The organism is Aquiflexum lacus (genome assembly GCF_015476655.1).
Lineage (GTDB): Bacteria > Bacteroidota > Bacteroidia > Cytophagales > Cyclobacteriaceae > Aquiflexum > Aquiflexum lacus.
Genome location: NZ_JABFHF010000007.1, coordinates 42,854 through 64,335, shown reverse-complemented (window position 1 = coordinate 64,335; position 21,482 = coordinate 42,854). Strand labels below are relative to the sequence as shown.

Genomic DNA, 21,482 nt, shown 5'->3' with positions numbered 1-21,482 from the left:
CATAAATCTCGCCCGCCTCCCGGCATGCAGGTATCTATAAAAATTCCGGCTAAGTGAACAAAAAAATTAACTTAATCTGCTCTATACTTTAATTGAAGGCCACGCAAGAAGTTCCTTAAAACCTGATCTTTGCAAAGTCGGTATTGGCTTTGGGTGGGTTTCCTGAAAAAAGCACTGAGTTCATGCTTGCTGAGGTGGATATCCAATCGCTCCAACATTTCTAAAATATCCTCATCCTTAAGTTCCAAAGCGATTTTCAGTTTTCGGAGGATCATATTATTGGTAAGGGTTTTTTCAGCAACAGGTAGCGCATCATCTTTTTTTCCTCTTTTCTTGATGATCAGACCATTTAGAAAGTATGCAAGATCTTTGTCGTAAATTCCTTTAAAACCGTCATCCTCATCCCTTTTTAACCAGTCACTCACTTCAGCACGGGTAACGACCTTACCCCCTAACTCAAAAAGCCCGATCATTTGATCATCTCCAAAATCAAAGGTATAACGTAAGCTGCGGAGGATGTCATTGTTGGTCATGGTAATATTATGAATTAAAAAGACTTGTTTAATAAATCAAGGATAAAGATGTGCCAAAAGGTGACATTATCCAAATGGATTAGAAAAAACAATAAAAGCATTTCATCATGCTCAAACCTACTTTTTTTATGTAATTTATACAATAAGTACCTGATTTTATATAAAATTTTTAGGCGAATATCATCTTACATTTGTATTGTTATGATGATTGGAAATCAAAGTAATCAAATCAAGCGCTGTCAATTACACCCAGCACAAAACAACTTACTGCTCACATGAAAAACTTAAGAATTACCTGGGTTACAGTCTTTATTTTCTTTTCACTTTCTCTGAGTCCTGTCTTGGCCGTCGGCAAGGGAAAAACACCAGTTGAGTCTACCATGACCCCTGTGGAAATTGAGGTCCTGAAAAACAGATTGGAAGAAATTAAGAAAATGGACAAATCTTCCTTGACGAAAGCAGAAAGGATAGAACTTCGAAAGGAGTTGAGAGAAACCAAAAAAGAAATCACCAGAAACAACGGAGGTGTTTATTTATCCGTTGGGGCTCTGATTTTGGTCATTGTATTGTTGATTTTGTTGCTTTGATTTCATAGGCCAGTGACTGGACATTGCATTTCATAATTTGGCAACTGTAGAAAAATCAACAAAAAACAATATTCATTTAAACATACACATCTAACAAACAGAATCATGGGAAATTTACTATACATTATCGCAGTCATATTGGTCATCATTTGGGCTGTAGGATTCCTAGGCTACAACAGTGGGGGCATCATTCACATTCTGTTGGTCATTGCTATAATCGCAGTACTGTTTAGAGTCATCAGCGGTAGAAAACCAATTTGATCCATGACTGATTCCTGCCTCCAGGATCTTCCAAAAAAATAGAAAATCAAGGATGTATGCAACATTAAGAGGACTTAATGTAAGCTGGATACGAAAATCATTGACCACCTTTGTAATAACAAAATTAAGTATTTGACTTAGACACTAGGAAAACAATAATGATCAAAAGTGATCAGTAATATTGAGGATTCTACAAAGAAAACAGCATTTTTTTTGATTATCCATGAGTAGGCGAGTGAACATTTTAGTAAGTGATTTTATTTAGAGGAGAAATCACTTTGCTAATGACACTTTTAATTTGGTAGAATTGTTTGGGTGAATTAATTATACCGACACTGGCTGAAAATGGATAATTTTTTTTCTCTTTGTAGAGAAAATGCGAAACATAAGATTTTACTCAAAAATTGATTTATTGGAGACAATGATTGGTGACTTGGAAAAAATCTTTAAGAACAATAGATAATCATTAGGGCTTATTCATAGAAAGAATGGCAGGTTTGTTAACCTGTCTTTCTATTTTTATAGCGTTTTAATCTTAAGAAGTTTCTTAAAAGTAAGTAACCTTCCGGTATTCAATCAGAAAGTAATCTTAGCAAAAAATCCAATAAATTCATTTAGCTTAACCTCTTGTCATTTCCATCCTCTCTAACTTGGAATTTTTTTAGTAGAAATTTAATCTCTTTAGGTCTCAACCAATCCAAAACATTTGGAAAAACCTCCCTTTTGGGGCATCTTTAGGGTCAGTAAAATTTCAATATACCATACCCCCTATTTTGAAAAAATGACCATAACTAATTTAAAAAACTGGGCGACCTGTGTTGCTTGTCTGCTTCTGACCGGATTTTTTCCTGAAGCAGGACTCATTGCCCAACAGACCGTACAAATCAACTCCCTTTCAGACTTTAAACCCAATACCGGCACTTGGCACAATGCAGGAGAAGTGTCGGGTAATTTGGACAAGCCCAATCTCCTGAATTTCAACAAAGGTGAAGGGGTTCTGGTCAACCAACCTACCAAAAAGAACAATGGACAGGACCTGATTTCTTTGGAAGAATTCGGTGATATTGACCTGGAGCTTGAAGTCATGGTAGCTCCACAATCCAATTCCGGTGTTTACCTGATGGGACAGTATGAAATTCAGATACTCGACAGTTGGGGTAAAACCACAGCACGTGCAGGAGATATGGGTGGTGTCTATGAAAGATGGGATGATAACGAGCCCGATGGACAGCAAGGATATCAAGGCTATGCCCCTCGCCAAAATGTTAGCCGAGCACCCGGAGTCTGGCAAAACTTAAAAGTATCTTTCCAAGCCCCAAGATTCAATGATCAGGGTGAAAAAACAGAAAATGCAAAATTCCTATCTGTCCACCTTAACGGTGTATTGATCCATGAAAATCTGGAAGTATTTGGACCAACAAGAGGTTCCTTGAAGCCAAATGATATACCAAAAGGACCCATCCGCATTCAAGGTGACCATGGTGCTGTGGCTTTTAGAAATATTCAAGTCACCAAATTTGATGCGGAAGTCCCGGTACTGTCAGACCTGCGCTATATGGTATATGAAGGTTTTTTTAACCAAGTTCCGGAATTTGACAAATTGAATGAATCCGGGATAGGAATAATTAAAAACATCAATGATCAAGTCTATACTCCTACCAAACAAAACCTCATCAGGTACGAAGGCAAGCTGGAGATTCCTTCCTCAGGAAATTACACCTTTTTGATGGGGGTTCCCTCAGGAATGGGAGCGTTTTATATCAATGGAATCAACCTACTACCCATACAGGAAGGCTATCAATTCAAGGAAATCAAGCTTGAGAAAGGAAGTGTTCCTGTAGAGATTCTGGTTTCCAAAACAAAGGACTGGTCTGACACAGGCCTGGACCTAAGTATTGCAGGTCCCGGTCTCCGTCTTTCCCCCCTTTCCAAAAGCAACATATCAACCACTAATATGGTCGATCCAATCTTGGTAAATCCCAACGAAGTCCCTGTTCTCAGAAGTTTTATCGATTTACCTGATGGAAAAAGATTGACCCACGCAGTTTCGGTTGCAGGTGCCCAAAAAGTGCATTATTCTTTTGACCTGAGTAAAGGCAACCTTGCCCAGGTATGGCGGGGTGAATTTTTGGATGCCACGCCCATGTGGAACAACCGCGGAAATGGTGTCTCCAGACCAATGGGCGCTGTGGTCTTTCTGGGGAATCCAGAAAAAAATCTCCATGATACAGAGTTCACTGCCATGAGTGAAAAGTTTAAAGCCAATGGCTATCAGCTTAAAAATGGAGGCGTAGAATACCAGTATCAGAACATTGGTGTGAAATTTCAGGATTTTATAATCGCAAGGGCAGATGGTAAAGGATTGGATAGATCAATTACTACAGAAGGGATCACTGCCAATAAGCGTTACAGCATCGCTTCGGGCGGAGAAATTAAAATGATTCAGGACGGTTTGTATTGGGTAGTAGACAAAGGTTACTATATCCAAATGGACCCAAAATCACCGTCCAAGCCGTCCATTGAAAGCGGTACCGATGGTCAAAACCTGATGGTTTCTATCAGCCTTCCTTTACAATATTCCCTCTTGTTTTAACCTATTGCCATAAACTGATGAAAAAATTCTATTTAATTTATACGCTTTCATTTTTGCTTTGCCTCTCAGGTATTTTAATGAATCAGGCATTTGCCCAAGAGTCTCCTATGGAGGAGGATTACTACAAGATTATGAAAGTAAGTTCACCGGAAGGCACTTTACTGGAAGTAGGTGGGCTGGTGATGTTACCCAATGGACACCTTGCAGTTGCGACTCGAAGAGGTGATGTTTTTATCGTGGAAAATCCCACAAGTCCCCGACCCTATTTCAGGAAATTCGCTTCTGGATTACACGAAATACTCGGACTGGTTTACAAAGACGGCTCATTTTATTGTGCCCAAAGAGGGGAACTGACCAAGCTGACAGATACCAATCAGGATGGTGTGGCTGATCTTTACGAAACATTTGCTTCATGGCCGATTTCAGGACATTACCATGAATATAGCTTTGGACCAAAAATTGGAAAAGATGGTAGTTTCTATGTTTCAGGAAATGTGGCTTTCGGCAATCAGGAATGGTGGCGAGGTGAAAGCCGGGTTCCTTACAGAGGTTGGGTGATCAAAATCACTCCGAACGGAACCATTGAGCCATTTGCAACAGGTATGCGCTCACCTGCAGGATTGGGAATTATCGACGGTGAATTGTTCTATACCGAAAATCAAGGGGATTATATAGGTTCCGGAGGTTTATGGCATTTGGAAAAAGGGGATTTTTCAGGACATCCGGCCGGCTTGGCTTGGACTGGAATGGAAGGTTCTCCTTTGAAGCTTACTTCTGCCCAATTTGATGCTGTGGTGGATCCCCGAAAAGTAAAGGATGAAAATGGCCGATACATCAAACCTGAAAATGTAATTGATGAGGAATTTGTGACCATGTATCAGGCCAAGGAGAAATTGCCCGACCTAAAATTACCGGCAGTTTGGCTTCCACATGGCATACATGGCATTTCCAATGCAGAACCTTTACAGATCCCGAAAGGACATCTTGGCCCTTTTGAAGGTCAGATTCTGATCGGTGATCAAGGACAAAGTAAGATCATGAGGATTTTCCTTGAAAAAGTAAATGGTGAGTATCAAGGTGCTTCCATAGATTTTAGAAGTGGCTTTCAATCCGGGGTTTTAAGGATGGCATTTGCTCCTGATAAATCACTTTTTGTCGGAGAAACCAACAGGGGTTGGGGTTCAGCAGGAGAAGCCAATGAAGGCCTTCAAAGAATGGTTTGGAACAACGAGATACCTTTTGAAATGAGAACCGTCAAAGCCATGCCTGATGGATTTGAAATTGAGTTTACCAAACCTGTTGATTTCAAATTAGCCACTGACCTGGCCTCCTATGCCGTTCAAAGTTTTACTTATAAATACACCCCTGTATACGGTAGTCCTCCTGTAAATATTGTGGACAATAATATTTTAGGTGTCCAAGTTTCGGATGATGGGATGAAAGTCAGGATCATCGTTGACGGACTGAGAAAATATTATATCCATCGTATCTCATTGGATGGTATAAGAGAGAGAAAAGACTCCCATTCCCTAGTCCATCCAACAGCCTACTACACCTTAAACAATATCCCAACAGGCGAAAAACTAGACCTTGTCGATGTCAGTCGGTATAATTCTATAGTAGAACAGGAAAAGATCAAAGCTGAGGAGGCAAAAAAAGCAGCAACCTCAAAGAAACCGGTAGCTGTTGCTGCTGTTAAACCAGCCACACCAAAAGCCGAAGAAGTACCTTCCATGGAAGTGATCAATTCATTATTAGCCAAAAACACTTGTACAGCCTGTCATCAGGCCAATAAAAGACAGGTCGGTCCTTCCTACGCGGATATTGCAAAAAGGAAATATACCAACGAGCAGATTGTAGAACTGATCTATAACCCCAAGCCTGAAAATTGGCCGGATTATTCCACGCCTATGGCTGCAATGCCTCAGGTTCCTCGAGATGAGGCTCTGAAAATTGCTGCATATATCAATTCGCTGAGGTAGCTCCTTGTTATTTGATACTATCTGGATTGTAAACCGATGAAGTCAACATGATGACTTCGATTGAAAGCGCTCATTTAGCGGATATAAAATCTGTGAATTTTCATGAACTACCTTATAAGGACTCAAAAATGGTTCATCCCACCACTCGATTCTAAAAATCTCAAAGATTGATAAAACCTGAAATATTGGTGGTGACTTGCTCTTAACTTACTTCATGTGACTCGAAAATAGCCTTTGACTCCATATTATCAACGATACTGTCCAATAGGTTTTCTGATTGAATATGATATTTCTTACATATTTCTTTCACCGTTCTTTCTTTAAAAGTGGAAGAATCTATTCCCAAATTCCTAAAAACCCTGATGGACCTAAAGTCGGCTTCCAAGATCTCTCCCAATGTAAATTCTTCAAATCTTCTCATGACAATATTGTTTAAATGGTGAATATTTCTTTTGTAACTTATTAAGAAAAAGCGCTTTTTAATCCATACTGATTCAACAAATATACAAAGAATATAATAAAAGACCTATTTATCCTTTTTTATTCTCCAGTTATATCGATTTCAGTTGTTTGATTTATTTTAATAGGGATATCTTTAATTTTGAAGTGACGACCTATCCATTAATAACCTTTTATTAAAGATTACTTATATTGAACTTAAAAATATCTCTGACACAAGCTAATGGATAGCCCAAAATATCAATTGATTAAACAAATTCAACAAAAAGCCAAAGATGGAACCCTTAAGGATTTAATGAATGAATTTCAAACAAACTTAGACTTAACATTTGAATCTAATCCTACCCCAAACTTATGTTTGAAAGATGCAGAAGAAGTCCGGGATGAATACAAAACTACTTTTTCACTCCAAGACCTGACCCATTATCTATCTGCCATAGGGATAAACAAGATCAATTTTAAAATCGAAAAAACTCCAATACCTAAAGATGCAGGTACTTTTTGGGAGTTGGTGAGGCGTGGAAAATCAAAAAATATGGAGGATTGAGAATATAATTTTGATCATCAGCGGACTAGTTTCCTCGTTCAGGCTGACAAAATTTTTGAACCATTTAGTTCATAATATTAATCTAAAATCAGATGGTTTTTTTACAGTTTGGATATACATCTTGATAAAAAATATTGGCTTTAAAGAGCCAGTAAACCTTGATAAAATAAAGTTTAATAGGTGACAGCTGTCACTTTATTTCTTTTTCAATATCACTAAGTTTATTCTTCTTCCCTAAGAGTCATGAAAAAAGCACTATTCCTATTGGCATTCTTTTGGAGTTCATACGCTAAAGCTCAAGTGGATTTTTTTCCATATATACTCGAAATCAATCCAATAGAAATCCCAAATCTTCCCGGAATTCATTCTTATGCCTTCGCGCAGCATGAAGGAAAGTGGTTGATAATTGGGGGCCGAACCGATGGTTTACATGCCCGCACGCCAAATACTGCCTTTCCAGCAAGCGCAAATAACACCAATATTTATGTGGTTGACATAAAAGAGAAACAATTTTGGTCTGCTTCCATTAATCAGCTTTCAACTGATTTAAGAGAACAGCTTCAGACTACCAACATGAATTTTATTCAAGATGGAACTAGACTATATTTTGCGGGTGGATATGCGTTTTCGGAATCCAGGGGAAATCATGTCACCTTTCCATTCCTCACAGCAATTGATGTATATGGCCTTATTGAAGCCGTTGTAAATCAGTCAGACATTTCGCCATATTTCATTCAGGTTCAAGATGAAAGATTTGCGGTATCAGGAGGTCAAATGGGAAAAATCGCAGATGTTTTCTACTTAATCGGTGGCAATCGTTTTGATGGTAGGTATAATCCATTTGGTGGCCCCTCCTACTCCCAAGAATACACCAACCAAATCCGTAAATTCAAAATTGCTCCTACCATTGGTCCATTGGCAGTTACTGATTACGAAACCATCACCGATCCTGTCCACTTAAGAAGAAGAGATTATAACTTGGTTCCTCAGGTCTTTGCTCATGAAGAACTTGGATATATGATTTCATCAGGAGTATTTCAGATAAATGCTAATCTGCCTTTTTTATATCCTGTCGATATCACTGAAGACGGCTACACTCCTAGAACTACCTTCAATCAATACCTAAGCAACTATCACGGGGCTAAAGTCGGCGTATACGATAAAGAAAACGAACAGATGCATTCACTCTTTTTTGGGGGAATGAGCCAGTATTATTACCAAAATGGAGAGTTGATTCAAGACAATCTTGTTCCATTTACCAAAACCATCAGTAGGGTTACAAGATACCAAGATGGGAGTCTAAAGGAATATTTATTACCTCTTGAAATGCCCAATCTTCAAGGTGCGAGCGCCGAGTTTATCCCCAATTTCGACTTACCGCTTTACGCCAATAAGGTTGTCAAACTTTTTGACATCAAAGAGGAATCCTATGTTCTTGGACATATTTACGGGGGAATTACCAGCCCAACCCGAAATCCATTTTCCAACAACCAAACCAATACAACAAGTGCAGAACCCTCTATATTTGAAGTCAAATTGATTAAAAGTCCTATATCAAGCATTCTTCCTGTGGACGGAAGTAATCCTTTTGATTTCCTGGTATTTCCAAATCCATTTGATGACATGATAACCATTCGGTTCCAACTGAATAGAATTACCAAAACAGACTATTTCATCACAAATAGCCATGGACAAATTATCAAGCAAGGAAATTATACCAATCAAGTAATCGGAAGAAATGACCTGATAATACGTGTCCCAAACAATTCGGGTAATGAGATTTTGATCCTAACAGTCATTTTTGAGGATAAATTTTATGTTTCTAAAAAGCTTCTCAAAAACCAATAAAAATACCATCAATAACAATGAATCACACCAATTCAAAACCCTATTGGGAAAACATCTACTCGACCAAAGACACAAAAAAAGTAGGTTGGTTCCAACCACGACCTGCTTTGACTTTATCTTTGATGGAAGAACTTGCCATACCCAAAGATTCTCAAATTATTGATATTGGCGGGGGGGACAGCCATTTGGTAGATTTCTTATTGGCCGATGATTACAGGAATGTGACCGTGTTGGATATTTCTACCAAGGCTATCGAAAAAGCAAAACTGAGATTAGCCGAAAAAAGTAAACTTCCCGATTGGATAGTATCAGATATTCGGGAATTCGAACCCCATCGCCAATACGATTTATGGCATGATAGAGCCGCATTCCATTTCCTGACAGAAGAAGCTGACATCAGTAACTATGTGGAAACAGCAAAAAATGGAATCAACGAAAATGGTTTGATGATTATAGGCACTTTTTCAGATAAAGGACCTGACACCTGCAGTGGCCTTCCTGTCATGCAATATGCATTGGAAGAATTGCAGCAAACCTTTTCACCCTATTTTGAAACTGTCAGAAGTTTCAACATTGACCATATCACTCCTTCAGGACTAAGTCAGAATTACAGCTTTTGTGTATTTAGGAAAAAATAAAATGAATTGCTTTGCCGCTCCTCGGGATTTGCAATCCCGAGGACAGATGAATGGAATTTGTAATTCCATTGACTTAGAATATCCTAGGTGACCGGACTTACAAATCCTGTTTATCTGGGTTCGTTACCGATAGCTATCGGTAAAAATACCACACCTCAAAACGACTTTTTTTAATTTTCCCCTTCTAAGTGGTTACATTTTTTTGTATGGCTTCGACATATCTATGTTACGTAACCTGTACCGTGCTCTTCGGGGCACACATCTTCTCAGATTTTAGAGGAGGTATTTTGGGGGAAGGCGAAAATCCATTTCAATAGAGTAGCCATACAATTAAACAAACACAACCATGATTACTTTAGAAAAATTCATGAACGAGTTGAAAGGAGAAGCCATCAACGAAATCGTTGCAGCAGGTTCTTCAAGCTCAGATTCAATCAGCTCTGAATCTTCATTGAGCGCTGAATCTTTAAGTTCTGAAAGCTCCGAAAGCTCATTCAGTTCTTAATGTGGGTCCACAGAAGGGCGATCATATTGCCCTTCTGTGGTTTCTACAAAAGCAGTATTTATTATAAAATCCAATGATCATGGAAAGATACAGAATGTCAAGTTTCCTAAAGATCAGAGAACTCGACGCAAAAACATCACAAAAAATCAAGCCTCAATACAGGGGAAATTCTTACAAAATCTCCAGTCCACTTATCAAAAGAGATTTCCTTATCAATGATTCTATCAAACATTTTTTAGAAAAGTTTCAAACCCCAAAATCCTTGGATGAGGTTGTCTTGGAATTTGAAAAAGAATTTGACCATAGTTCCGAAAGCCTTAAAAATCACTGTTCGGGTATTTTTAAAATCTCCCTAAAAAAAGGTTTCCTCATCCCTGAAACAAAGGAAGAAAGTATTTCATCCATTGATCCATTTTTTGAACCGGATGATCATATAGGTGATTACAAAGTAATCTCCGTGATTTCAAACAAAAAATTGGTTGACATTTACAAGGTCCTCCACTTACCTACCAATGAAATCAGAGTCATAAAATTGCTCAATGGGAAAAAAGCTGCTAATAAAAAAAGTTATAATAAAGAACTGGGCTTTTTTAGACTGGAAAAGAGCCTTTTGAAGAAAGGAATTGGAATTTCTGCCATTTATCAACTTTTTGATTATCAGGAGCAAGAACAATTCGCCTATATGGTTTTGGAATTGGTCAGTGGTGTGGGGATACCTAGATTTTTTAGAAAATCAGAACCACTTACAGCGCAACAGGAATTTAAGTTGATCAATAATGTACTCCGTGGATTTCGAGAACTTCATAAAGGAGGTATAATTCATGGAGATGTCCATCCATCAAACATATTGGTGAGTGAAGATCTCGAGGTCAAAATCATTGATCTTGGTATGTCTATTGACGCTGCTAACTCAGGGAATGAAATCGTCAAGGTAGGTGGGGTATTATATTATTTACCCCCTGAAAGAATCAACTCCATCAGCATAGATAAATTTTCCTACAGACCGAATTTTTTGTCAGACGTGTATCAGATAGGAATGATTGTCTATTTTACGCTTTATAGAAAAGTGCCCTTTTCCGGATTTATCTGGGAAGAATTATCTGATCAAATTCAGACAAAAGATCTGGATTTTCCAGCCCAAACTGCTTGGGGAAGACCTATCTCAACCGAATATAAGAATTTGATTAAGAACTGTACTTCCAAAATTCCTACCCAAAGGTATTCAACAGCAGAAGCCATTTATCAGGATTTTTTAAGGTTGACGGATACCCTCAATTCCGCTCAAAAATAAGAGATATGGCAAGGATAACTGAACAGCAATTAAAGCATAATGACTGTGGAATCAGTTCTGCAAAGATTCTTTATGATCTTCACGGAATCCCGGTGGACAGAGAATTTATTGCTGACAATATTTTCTTAAGTGAATCAGGGTCCAGTCTACAGGATATCAAGCGCTTTTTTTCAGATCAGGGATTTGAATCAAACTTCAATCTTTTGGATCAACATACCCTCAAAACCCAACCCGAAAAAATCAAAGCCATGCTTCCCTGCATCATTTCTGTCAAAAGCAGAAGCGGTTTGCACTTCGTGGTGATCAAGGAAATCAAAAATAAAAAGTATGTGGTCATCGACCCTGCACATGGTCAGATGATCAGGTGGTCACATGGAGAATTGTTCAATAAAGTCCATTTGGCCTCTGTCAATTACGACTTGGTCAGCAATAGTCATGTCATAGATCAACTTATCAAAACTGAACTCATTGAATATCAAATTGATACTCAGGAGCTGACAGAAAGCCCTGGGGTCCTTATGAATAAGCTGACGTATTTTTCCTATTTGAAAGACAATTTTGGATTCGCCGATAAAAATTCCGAAAAGGAGTTTCTACTTGACCTGCTGCAAAATCAGGACATCAACTTTCTTCCAAAACAGTTCAGATCTGTAAAAATCAAAGAGGATAAACTGAAGCTAAAAGTCCCTGTTATCCTGACAGTAAAGAAAAACCAAAAAATCAAGACTCCTAATCGGGAAACTTTTACGCATAATAACCCATATAGGAGACTTTTCGATGAAATGAAGCCTTACCACAAGCTGTGGTTTATGTATGTCACCACAGCAGTGTTGGTTTCTTTTTTCAGCCAGTTTACGCTATTTAAAAGTCAGATTCTGATAGATCATATACTTCCTGATAAAGACCTCAATCTTTTATTGGTGTTTGCCTTAGGTTTATTTTTATTCAAGATCTTCAACTTGTCAATCAATATTTACAAAAAATACATTTCGATACACCTGTCAAATATTTTTGATAACTATTTCCTGACAGGCTTTGTAGAAAAACTCAATTATTACCCTATTCATTATATTCAGACTTTTAGCAAAGGAGATTTGACGGAAAGAGTCAAAGACAGTCTGAAGATAAAAACCTTCTTTATAAAATTCTTTACTACTGTCTTGCTGGACACATTTGTCAGTTTTGCAGCACTGGCATTTATGTTTGCCATCCATTGGAAGGCGACTTTGGCGGTGATGTTTATTCTGTCCCTTTTCGTGGTTTGGTTTTATGTCATTACACCTTACATTCGATCAAATGAAAACAGGCGCTTTCTTGAAAAATCAAGGTTGTTTTCTCTACTCTTCGAGAATATTGAAGGACTACAGGTTATCAAATCATTCAGAATAGAAGTGGCATTCCTCCAACGGGTTGTGCCTTCTATCAGGAGTATTTTAAATGTTCAAAAAAGGGTCAGGTATGTAAGTTTGGTCAATTCTGTAGTAGTCAATCTTATTGTAGTGACCTCAACGATCGGAATTACTTATTTTCTTACCCGTAGTTCCATTCTTGACCAATCAGTTTCAGTTGGACAAATTATCACGTTCTTGGCATTTACCGGACAGATATTTTCGGCAGTGAAAAACCTGCTTGAGCAAAGTCTGGACATTCAGGAAAATGAAATCATCCTTAGAAGGTATTTTGATTTCGGCAATACTGATCGGCATTTACCCAATCAATCCAAATCAGGGATAGCACTCAAAGACATTGACAGTATTGAATTCCGGAATGTGGGATTTTACTACTTGCCCCAAAAACCAATCTTCACTGACCTGAACCTGAAAATTGAAAAAGGAGAAAAGATCCTTTTGGAAGGAAGAAATGGTGCAGGTAAGAGCACAATATGTAAAGTGCTTGCCTTGCTTTATGATCCCCAACAGGGAGATGTGTTTATCAACGGGGAAAAATCGGGATTCTTTCGTCAGGGTTCATTGAGAAAGAGGATACTCTTGGTCAGCAATGAGGATATCGTGTTCAACGACACCCTTGAGTATAACATCAATTTTGACTACGATATAGATACTTCCAAAGCTCTAAATCTGGCAAGAGAACTGGGCTTCTATGAATTTATAAATGAAAAATCGGAGGGATTTGATTTTCTCATCAATGAACAAGGCAAAAACCTTTCAACAGGACAAAGGAAAAAAGTCCTATTGATGCGGGCTTTTATGTCCAATGCGCAAATGATCATTCTCGATGAAACCTTGTCCGGTATCGATAGGGCATCAAGAGAAAATATTGAAAAATTCATTAACCGACAAACTGACCGGACTTTCATAGTGATATCCCATGAGCCATTGGAGCACATTGAGTTTAACAAAACATTGTATTTAAGTGATGGAACAATCGAAAAATTACAGCTACAATATCACTGAGGATAGGTTTACCACCTGGTTCTTCAGAGTCTTGATCCTGATCACAGTATCTGTTTTGGTACTTTTCATCAGCCTAAAGATCAATGATTCGGTGGCTATCAGAGAAGGTGAGATCATCGCCAAAGACCCTCAGATCGACTTTATTGCACCTTATGATGTGCAGATCAAGTCTATCCTGGTAAATGAAGGTCAGGAGGTAGCTCAAAATGACACGCTTTTGATTCTGGAAAACCTTCAGTTGGAGGACCAAAAAGCCAAGGCATCTATTGAGGCCAATCTTTTGACCGAAAAAATACAATCCATTTCAGAATTGATAGCCGCAAAGTCAAAAAAGCTGACTGCTTTACTCAATGGACAAAGCCTATCCCAAAATGAATTTGATCTCAACCAAAGTCAGCTGGACAATCATATTTCGATGACCAAAGAGCAACAGTCTCTATTGGCGGAAAGATTGGAATCAAGTAGAGAAAAGTTTGAGGGAGATTCTATACTCTTTCATAAAGGAATGCTGAGCCGATATGAATATATGGATGCAAAAGATGCCTACCTGGCCATGAAGGAAAAGGTGGCTGAACTCTCAAATATCTCAAGACAATTTGCAGGAGATAAGATGTTGTCACAAAATAACCTGAACAGGACTTCCCAACAGTTGCAAGTAGCTAAACTTGAATTGCAGGAGGAGATTGCCTATTTGGAGCAAAACCTGATTGAACATAAAAGTCAGTTGAACCTAACCAAGCAATCCTTATCCAATCTGGAAAAGGAATTAAAGATGCAATACATCATCGCACCGAAAGAGGGGAATGTCAATTTCTTATTCAACACGCGTCAGTCTACCAATTATATCTTAAAAGGCGGAATGTTGATATCTCTCATCCCCCAATCCATGGATTACTATGCCAAAGTTTCCATACCTGAACACCATTTGCCTTTGATCAATGTGGGACAAAAAGCCAGACTGAAATTAAGTGCGTTCAACCAATTTGAATTTGGTGCCTTGGAGGGAAAGGTGAGTTTTGTGGGAGAAGGAAAAGAAAACGAATCTTTTTTTGCACTTATCGAAATAGTCAAAAATGAGCGATTTGCCTTGAAACCCGGATATCAGCTACGGGGAGAAATTATCCAAGACAGATTACCGGTATATAAGTTCTTTTTCAGGAAAATCTTCAGAAACGCCAGTTGATATGAGGAATGCTACTTCCATATTGACTTTTACATTGTTGGCATTTCTGATGCCCATGCTTTCATTGCAGGGGCAGACGAGACTGTCGATGGACGATTGCTTCTTGATAGCAGCAAATCAGAACATTTCTGTCCAACAGGCCGAAAACGAAATAGAAATAGCCAATATCAGAAAATCCTCTTCCAAGTTTGCCCTTTTGCCAAGCCTATCTTATGACCTGAACCATTATTTCTCTTTTGGCAAAAACATTGATCCGGTTACAAACAGCTTTGCTTTTGAACAATTTAGCGGGGGAGAAATGGGTCTTAGGCTTCGGATGAATATTTTTTCAGGATTTAAAAACCTACTTGCCATTTCCGAAAATGTCCATAGACAAAGGTCAGCAGAATATGCCAAATCAGCTGTTTTCCTCGAAGTATGCTTTCAGATCGTTGACCTCTTTTCCAGCTATATGATCATTCAGGAAAATGTCAAAGCAGTATCCGGAAATATCGAAACCCTTAACAATGAGTTGGAAATAATCCATGAAAAAATAAAAATAGGCAGGTTGACGGAATACGAGGCATATGCGTTTGAAGCAAGGCTGGAAACAGAAAAAGCTGAAATGATCAGGCTAAATAATGAATCTGAAATCATCCTTCAACAATTAAAAGAATTGCTCAATTTTCAATATGATGCAGATGTTGAGTTACAGGAAGTGAACAACACCGAACTGCAGGATATCATCTTTTTGCCTATTCGCAAAGAGGAGGTGGTTCTTCAGGTAATGAACAATCATCCCATAATTGGACAGTTTGAAGAAGAACTGAAGGTGTCAGAGATGGTTTTAAAAAGTGCCAATAGGGCATTTTATCCGTCATTAAGACTTGGAGCGAGTGTTTTGTCCAACTACAGTGTAAACATAGGCCAACCAATACCCAATGAAACCATGGTGATGGAACAGGTATTCAATAACCTTGGACAGTATGTCAGTGTGGGGTTGAGTATCCCCATTTTTACCCAAATGCAAAATCTCAATAAGGTGAGGGAAGAAAAAATAAGACTTCACAATACCAAATTGGATTTGGATGAGACCAGAAACTCTTTGGTTTCAAATACCCTTCAGCTATACAATACCTTTATTGCCAATCGTGAAAAGTATCAGATCACATCTAATGCACTTGAAAAAAACATACTATCCTATGAACTTCAAGAAGAGAAATTCAGACTTGGAAGAATATCTTCAGTAGAATTACTCACTGCCAGAGATATCTTAAATGAATCCCTGAGCAAATTTAACCAAGCCAAATTGTCCCTTTACTTCAGCTATCAGTTGTTACAGTTAATTGAAACTCTTTAAAAATCAAATGATGACAGAACAATATTCCACAAACTTGGGTTTTCAAATTGAATCCTTCTCAGAAATAGGAAAAAAACCAAACAATGAGGATAGTATTTTGGTTTGTAAACTTGAATCAGGTATACATCTATACATGGTGTGCGATGGTTTGGGGGGACATCCAGCGGGTGAAGTTGCTTCTCAAATTACCTGTGAGACCATTAGAGATTATTTTTCACAGAGTAAATTGGAGGAAATCAAAATAGTTGATATTCTTCAAAGTTTGGAAGCAGCTAAGGAAGCAATAAAGGTAAAAGAGTCAGCTTATCCGGAAACCCTAGGTATGAAAACTACCTTGGCGGGCATATTTGCAGATAAATTTGGTTTGAAAATTGTATGGTTAGGAGATTCCATTGCATTTCATATCAGAGATGGTAAAATTATGTTTCAAACAGTGGATCATTCTTATGGGAATTACCTCATGTACCAAAAGGGGTTTTCCCAACAAGATGTGGCACTTCATCCAAAAAGACATAAAATTACAAGGGTAGTTGCAGCAGAGAAAGAAATCAAGCCAGAAATAATTGATGTGGAAGAAATTAAAGAAGGTGATTTTTTTCTGATTTGTAGTGATGGGTTGCTGGAACAAGTTAACAAAACTGTTATTGAAGATAGATTTACAAAAACCACAGAAATTAAAGAACTGTGTATCAATATTTACAATACCTGTAAAAATAAAACAAAAGATAATTTTTCGATGATCTTACTCAAAGTGATTCGAAACAGATAATTAGTTTATGAAAACTTTCGATACAATTTATAGAATTCCATTTTTAATCTTAGGATTAATCAGCATGGCTTCCTGTATGTCTCAAGAGGACCTTAGGGGAAATGAAAATGGTAGCACTGACATAAACATCAACGGTGGCGGCAGTATCAACAATGGGTCAACGGGTACTACTTTTGACTGTAACAACTTCAGCTATAGTGACACACTTTATCATATTAATATTGATCCAGAGCAAATTATTCTTCCAGTCAATGAATTATCGGGGACGTTCGAATCCTTTCCTGAAGGACTTGAATTAGACTCGATCACAGGAGCAATCGATATCAATAAAAGTGAAACAGGTTTGAAATACAGAATTGAATTTAAGCCTTCCAACAATGCATCTTCCTGTTCATTTTTTTTATCAATTGCCGGAATCAATTATCTAGATGAAATCTTTGTCCTAGATCAAGGTGAAAGGTTTGCTAAGGCAATTTACAATGGCAATCAAGACGGGATAATTCCATGTGAGGAATACAATAGCGAAGATGAAGAGGATGAAGAAGACGAAGAAGATGACGACGATGACAGTTGTAAATTTGATATCGATGGCCCTGATGGGAATAAATTAGCTGACTTTGGAGTTTCCGTAGACCATGATACCGGTGAAATAGACATGCTCGAAACTTTGGAAGAAGAAACATTTGGTGAAAACCCGATCAATGGGGATGCGAGAGACTTTACATTGTACTACAGGATATCTGATGAAAGTTTGAGTGCATTGAATAAGATCGGTGTGAGGCTGTTTTATTATGAAACTATGGCAGATGTCCCTCAAGAACTAATAGACGAAATTCAAGAAAAAAGAGATTTGATTCTTTCCTCCGGAGAAGTCGGGCCTAATTTTCGGACGCTGCAGGATGATGTTATTAAAAGAAAACCAAGGCCACCATATCTTGTAATCGTGGCAAGGCTTCAGTAAATAGTGAATTTATGGTTAGATTTCATTGATGAAAAGGTCTCTCCCTGTCTTATGTTTTTTAATGGTGTTAGTTACATTGGCAATAGGTCAGGGAGAAGATACTGTACATCAGTACCTGAAGGAGGCAGACTTAAATTTTTATACTGAGACGCCTGATTCTAAGAATGATAGTTTGGCCTTATTTAATTACCAAAAGGTGATTGGCCACAGTTCTTTTAACGAGGTATTTGATACTGCAATAAAAGTTGGAATTTTTGAAAATACAGGTGTCTTATTGCTTGAACAAAATAAGAATGATGAAGCTATCAGCATATTCAGAAAAAGTCTGGAGCTTCAGCATAATATTCAGGACACTATATTTTTTGCCTCTAATTTATTTCTGGGAGAAGCATATTATAGCATTAGTAAATTAGACAGTGCAGCAGCATTTCTGAACATTGCGGAGGATATTTTTGAGTATAAAAATTCAAAACTTGAGGCTTCTAGGCTTTACAATTCATTAGGAGTAATCTACTATGAGATGGGTAATTTCTTCCAAGCCATCAATTATTTTACAAAAGCAGACGATTTGGTGGAACAGGAAACAGGTGGGGATTTGGACAATCCTTATTATTTATATGCCCACCATTCTTTTTTAAATAACATCGCTTCATCAATGATGAAAACCAATCAGTTGGATACTGCTGTGCATGTCTTCAAGTCTTTATTGCCGTTGGATGTGAATAATGACGTCATCTACCTTCATCTTGCTGATATTTTTATTGAAAAAGAATTACCGGATTCAGCAGGGTATTACCTAGATCAGATTTCAAATATTGAAATTTATCAAAATATAGGGTTCATCAATCAACAGGCTGAGGTTTTCATACTAAAAGATAGTTTGAATTCAGCTAAAGAATTATTGAACCAAGCCATTGAAAATATTCAGAGGGAGTACCGTGATTTCAATGTAGCAGGAAAGGATTTTAGGATTGGTACGTCTCATTATTTGTTAGGTAAAATTTTTATGGAGGAAAAAAAATTGGATCAAGCTTTAGATCATTTCCATACCTCACTCATGCACTTTGATCCTTCATTCAATGATCCTGATTTTTTTATCAATCCTGACCAAAGAGAGATAAGTTTTGCAGCTTTCACCATGTTCAAAAGTTACATCAAAAAGGCTGAAGCGTTGGCTGAAATCGCAAAACAAAAAAATGATCAACAATATTGGGATGCAGCATTTGAGACTTTTGAGTCGGCATTTAATCGGGTGAAATACTTGAGTGCAATCTACGATAATGACGAGGCCAGGATTTTCTTGGGAGATTTTGTGATTGATGCTTACAATATTGCGGTGGAGTATGCTTACTGTAAATATATCAGCGACAACAATGTAGAATATCTTAAGAAGGCATTTTTCTTTGCTGAAAGCAGCAAATCTATCGGCCTATTGATCGGGAATGCAGAAAGCCGGTTCAAAACTTCCATTGGATTACCTACAGAACTTCTGGAAAAAGAAAGAAATCTTAATTTCAGGTATTCAAGTATCTTGGTCAAGCTAAACAATGAAAATGATATAACTACCATCGATGAGCTTCAAAAGGAATTGTTGGATATCAAATTAGAATTGTCCCGTTTACATGATGATTTCAATCAAAGCGAACAATTTGTAGATATTAAATTTGCCGAAAGTGAAATTGACCTTGACAATATTCAGAAAAACATACTTCTCAAAAATACCGGTTTAATATCATACTATGTAGCTGATCGGATACTCTACACATTCTTTGTTGATAAAAATACAATTCAAGCATTTGTAAATCCACTACCTAAAAATTTGGACACTAGCATAGACGCTTTTAACAGTCAGGTATTCAATTCAAGTCTGGGCGAAAAATTCAATAATTCGACTGAAAATCAGATTTTGTACTCCCTCCTATTAGGTTTTGAAAAAACAAATTCATTGGATCATTTGATTTTAATCCCTCATGCCTCCCTTAATGATATACCATTTGAAGTTTTGAAAAACGAGGAAAATAAATTCCTAGTTGAGAACTTTGCAATTAGCTATATGTTTTCCTCTAAGTTTTTGAAATCAAATGATTTTGAAAGGTCTGATTTTCATAAGATCCTATCGATGGCACCTTTTGCAGTGCAAGATGAGCTTATTGTTAAAAGCAATTTTACAGATTTACCTTCAACATTGAGTGAAGTGCAGCAACTTCAGGGTACTTCAAAAATTGGTAGTGGAGCGACAAAAGCTTTTTTCCTTCAGCATTTCAATCAATATCCAATTCTCCATTTAGCAACACACGCAGAAGTAAATCTTGCTGACATAGGAAGGTCTTTTGTGGCATTTTATCCAGATGAAATAGACCACAAATTGTACCTCGACGAAATAATGAGAGCCAATATTGAAATCGGCAAATTTGTTTTTTTGAGCTCTTGCGAATCCAACGCAGGACAAATCAGTAACAGTGAAGGCATCCTAGGTTTATCCCGAGCATTTGCCTACGCAGGCTATCCTAATATGATTACAACAAAATGGAAGACTTCCGATCAGGTTTCTGAATATATCAGCAAAGCCTTTTATGAAAATGTAAATCAGGGGAAGAGTTTTTCACAAGCTCTTCAGCTTGCAAAAATCCAGTTATTGAGCGATCCAATCATGGTCCAATATAGACATCCAAAATATTGGGCTCCCTTTATATACATTGGTAGTCCAGCTAAACTAGCACAACCTAATTGGCTAATTGCAGCAATGATTATATCCTTTATTTTAGGAATTCTACTTTTACTATATAAAAAAAACTACCTCAAAAAGTTGAGGTAGTTTTATGGTTTTAAGCGACTTCTTTCCTTTTATTTTATTTCAATTTCAATTTCTGAAGCCTCTTTTATTTTTTTTGATACCTTATCAAAAAGTACACGATTCGAGTTTTTATTAAGAATGATTACTCCATCAGTTCTTTCTGCGTTTTCCAAGTCATCCGAACTCACTTCGCTAAACCATTTTCCGGGATTTAATTCAAATAAAACCAAAGGGTTTTCAATCCTATCTACTCTGAAATATTCATCATCATCTTCAGCCTCTATTTCAACTTCAAATTCAATCTCGTCATCAAAAAATTCGAAAATTAGAGGAACAGCATTGCTTTCTGAATCATTAAATGTCCCGGATAGATAGATTGATGGCTCATTTCTATAGTCAATAAGATCTAATTCCAACTCAATTTCTTTGTATTCTCCTTCCGGAATATTGATGAAAAAGTCCTCAGTAGTGTCAAATCTGTCAAATTCTATTTTCTTGATTTCATTAAACTCAATCTCAAGTTCCTTTTCAAAATTTCCCGATTCATTTCTGCCTTCCAATTCTAGTTCCAATTCTTCAATCTGAATAAACCCGCTTTCAATGACAAGATAATCCTGTAACACCCTGGCATTCGGATCAGTATTTGAAGAGATGACGAATCCAAGACCTAGCCTGCCATTACCTTCTCCTAATGATGGAACATTTTCTTCTTGATTGCATGAATACATCAGCATCATAACGGTGACCAATAAATAATTAATCTTTTTCATAATGTTTA

18 protein-coding genes are annotated in these 21,482 nt (G+C 37.4%); 15 read left to right on the top strand and 3 right to left on the bottom strand.

Features of this window, described 5'->3' with window-relative positions:
- Positions 1–71: 71 nt before the first annotated feature.
- Entirely contained in the window at positions 72–533 is a 462-nt protein-coding gene (locus HMJ38_RS08495; protein ID WP_194973954.1) for a YehS family protein, read from the bottom strand.
- 275 nt (positions 534–808) lie between these two features.
- On the opposite strand from HMJ38_RS08495, the gene HMJ38_RS08490 reads away from it, so the two are divergent.
- From HMJ38_RS08490 to HMJ38_RS08475, 4 genes are all read left to right on the top strand, one after another.
- On the top strand, positions 809–1,120 hold the full coding sequence (locus HMJ38_RS08490; RefSeq protein ID WP_228779962.1) for a hypothetical protein: 312 nt from the start codon (positions 809–811) through the stop codon (positions 1,118–1,120).
- A 105-nt stretch (positions 1,121–1,225) separates the two neighbouring features.
- Positions 1,226–1,381, top strand: coding sequence for a lmo0937 family membrane protein (locus HMJ38_RS08485; protein WP_194973953.1), 156 nt, complete (start codon positions 1,226–1,228; stop codon positions 1,379–1,381).
- Between the two features lie 781 nt (positions 1,382–2,162).
- Positions 2,163–3,974, top strand: coding sequence for a 3-keto-disaccharide hydrolase (locus HMJ38_RS08480; RefSeq protein ID WP_194973952.1), 1,812 nt, complete (start codon positions 2,163–2,165; stop codon positions 3,972–3,974).
- A 17-nt stretch (positions 3,975–3,991) separates the two neighbouring features.
- Positions 3,992–5,956, top strand: a complete 1,965-nt coding sequence (locus HMJ38_RS08475; RefSeq protein ID WP_194973951.1) for a c-type cytochrome — start codon at positions 3,992–3,994, stop codon at positions 5,954–5,956.
- A gap of 202 nt (positions 5,957–6,158) precedes the next feature.
- Here HMJ38_RS08475 and HMJ38_RS08470 read toward each other — a convergent pair whose 3' ends face one another.
- Complete coding sequence (locus tag HMJ38_RS08470; RefSeq protein ID WP_194973950.1) at positions 6,159–6,377, bottom strand: hypothetical protein; 219 nt, start codon at positions 6,375–6,377, stop codon at positions 6,159–6,161.
- A gap of 282 nt (positions 6,378–6,659) precedes the next feature.
- On the opposite strand from HMJ38_RS08470, the gene HMJ38_RS08465 reads away from it, so the two are divergent.
- The 11 genes from HMJ38_RS08465 (at position 6,660) to HMJ38_RS08415 (ending at position 20,725) form a co-directional block, all read left to right on the top strand.
- Complete coding sequence (locus HMJ38_RS08465; RefSeq protein WP_194973949.1) at positions 6,660–6,962, top strand: hypothetical protein; 303 nt, start codon at positions 6,660–6,662, stop codon at positions 6,960–6,962.
- A 243-nt stretch (positions 6,963–7,205) separates the two neighbouring features.
- Entirely contained in the window at positions 7,206–8,810 is a 1,605-nt protein-coding gene (locus tag HMJ38_RS08460; protein ID WP_194973948.1) for a T9SS type A sorting domain-containing protein, read from the top strand.
- Positions 8,811–8,827: 17 nt separating this feature from the next.
- Positions 8,828–9,448, top strand: coding sequence for a class I SAM-dependent methyltransferase (locus tag HMJ38_RS08455; RefSeq protein ID WP_194973947.1), 621 nt, complete (start codon positions 8,828–8,830; stop codon positions 9,446–9,448).
- A gap of 346 nt (positions 9,449–9,794) precedes the next feature.
- Complete coding sequence (locus HMJ38_RS08450) at positions 9,795–9,953, top strand: hypothetical protein (protein ID WP_194973946.1); 159 nt, start codon at positions 9,795–9,797, stop codon at positions 9,951–9,953.
- A 79-nt stretch (positions 9,954–10,032) separates the two neighbouring features.
- Positions 10,033–11,244 carry a serine/threonine protein kinase gene (locus tag HMJ38_RS08445; protein ID WP_194973945.1) on the top strand — a complete coding sequence of 404 codons (1,212 nt, stop codon included), beginning with the start codon at positions 10,033–10,035 and terminating at the stop codon, positions 11,242–11,244.
- Positions 11,245–11,249: 5 nt separating this feature from the next.
- On the top strand, positions 11,250–13,658 hold the full coding sequence (locus HMJ38_RS08440) for an ABC transporter transmembrane domain-containing protein (RefSeq protein WP_194973944.1): 2,409 nt from the start codon (positions 11,250–11,252) through the stop codon (positions 13,656–13,658).
- A complete protein-coding gene (locus HMJ38_RS08435; protein ID WP_194973943.1) occupies positions 13,621–14,841 on the top strand; it encodes an HlyD family secretion protein in 1,221 nt (406 codons plus the stop codon). The genes HMJ38_RS08440 and HMJ38_RS08435 overlap by 38 nt, the downstream gene beginning before the upstream one ends.
- A 1-nt stretch (position 14,842) precedes the next feature.
- Positions 14,843–16,180, top strand: coding sequence for a TolC family protein (locus HMJ38_RS08430; RefSeq protein WP_194973942.1), 1,338 nt, complete (start codon positions 14,843–14,845; stop codon positions 16,178–16,180).
- Positions 16,181–16,187: 7 nt separating this feature from the next.
- On the top strand, positions 16,188–16,949 hold the full coding sequence (locus HMJ38_RS08425; RefSeq protein ID WP_194973941.1) for a PP2C family protein-serine/threonine phosphatase: 762 nt from the start codon (positions 16,188–16,190) through the stop codon (positions 16,947–16,949).
- 7 nt (positions 16,950–16,956) lie between these two features.
- The gene (locus HMJ38_RS08420) at positions 16,957–17,910 is read left to right on the top strand and encodes a molybdopterin-binding domain-containing protein (RefSeq protein ID WP_194973940.1); all 954 of its coding nucleotides are present in this window, start codon (positions 16,957–16,959) and stop codon (positions 17,908–17,910) included.
- Between the two features lie 28 nt (positions 17,911–17,938).
- Positions 17,939–20,725, top strand: coding sequence for a CHAT domain-containing protein (locus HMJ38_RS08415; protein ID WP_194973939.1), 2,787 nt, complete (start codon positions 17,939–17,941; stop codon positions 20,723–20,725).
- A 29-nt stretch (positions 20,726–20,754) separates the two neighbouring features.
- Here HMJ38_RS08415 and HMJ38_RS08410 read toward each other — a convergent pair whose 3' ends face one another.
- Positions 20,755–21,474, bottom strand: coding sequence for a hypothetical protein (locus HMJ38_RS08410; protein WP_228779961.1), 720 nt, complete (start codon positions 21,472–21,474; stop codon positions 20,755–20,757).
- Positions 21,475–21,482 lie beyond the last annotated feature (8 nt).

Coding starts and splice junctions, on each gene's coding strand:
- HMJ38_RS08455 (WP_194973947.1), top strand. CDS start 8,828: ATGAATCACACCAATTCAAAACCCTATTGGGAAAACATCTACTCGACC.
- HMJ38_RS08420 (WP_194973940.1), top strand. CDS start 16,957: ATGAAAACTTTCGATACAATTTATAGAATTCCATTTTTAATCTTAGGA.
- HMJ38_RS08425 (WP_194973941.1), top strand. CDS start 16,188: ATGATGACAGAACAATATTCCACAAACTTGGGTTTTCAAATTGAATCC.
- HMJ38_RS08485 (WP_194973953.1), top strand. CDS start 1,226: ATGGGAAATTTACTATACATTATCGCAGTCATATTGGTCATCATTTGG.
- HMJ38_RS08490 (WP_228779962.1), top strand. CDS start 809: ATGAAAAACTTAAGAATTACCTGGGTTACAGTCTTTATTTTCTTTTCA.
- HMJ38_RS08470 (WP_194973950.1), bottom strand. CDS start 6,377: ATGAGAAGATTTGAAGAATTTACATTGGGAGAGATCTTGGAAGCCGAC.
- HMJ38_RS08495 (WP_194973954.1), bottom strand. CDS start 533: ATGACCAACAATGACATCCTCCGCAGCTTACGTTATACCTTTGATTTT.
- HMJ38_RS08440 (WP_194973944.1), top strand. CDS start 11,250: ATGGCAAGGATAACTGAACAGCAATTAAAGCATAATGACTGTGGAATC.
- HMJ38_RS08430 (WP_194973942.1), top strand. CDS start 14,843: ATGAGGAATGCTACTTCCATATTGACTTTTACATTGTTGGCATTTCTG.
- HMJ38_RS08415 (WP_194973939.1), top strand. CDS start 17,939: ATGAAAAGGTCTCTCCCTGTCTTATGTTTTTTAATGGTGTTAGTTACA.
- HMJ38_RS08460 (WP_194973948.1), top strand. CDS start 7,206: ATGAAAAAAGCACTATTCCTATTGGCATTCTTTTGGAGTTCATACGCT.
- HMJ38_RS08450 (WP_194973946.1), top strand. CDS start 9,795: ATGATTACTTTAGAAAAATTCATGAACGAGTTGAAAGGAGAAGCCATC.
- HMJ38_RS08475 (WP_194973951.1), top strand. CDS start 3,992: ATGAAAAAATTCTATTTAATTTATACGCTTTCATTTTTGCTTTGCCTC.
- HMJ38_RS08445 (WP_194973945.1), top strand. CDS start 10,033: ATGGAAAGATACAGAATGTCAAGTTTCCTAAAGATCAGAGAACTCGAC.
- HMJ38_RS08435 (WP_194973943.1), top strand. CDS start 13,621: ATGGAACAATCGAAAAATTACAGCTACAATATCACTGAGGATAGGTTT.
- HMJ38_RS08410 (WP_228779961.1), bottom strand. CDS start 21,474: ATGAAAAAGATTAATTATTTATTGGTCACCGTTATGATGCTGATGTAT.
- HMJ38_RS08480 (WP_194973952.1), top strand. CDS start 2,163: ATGACCATAACTAATTTAAAAAACTGGGCGACCTGTGTTGCTTGTCTG.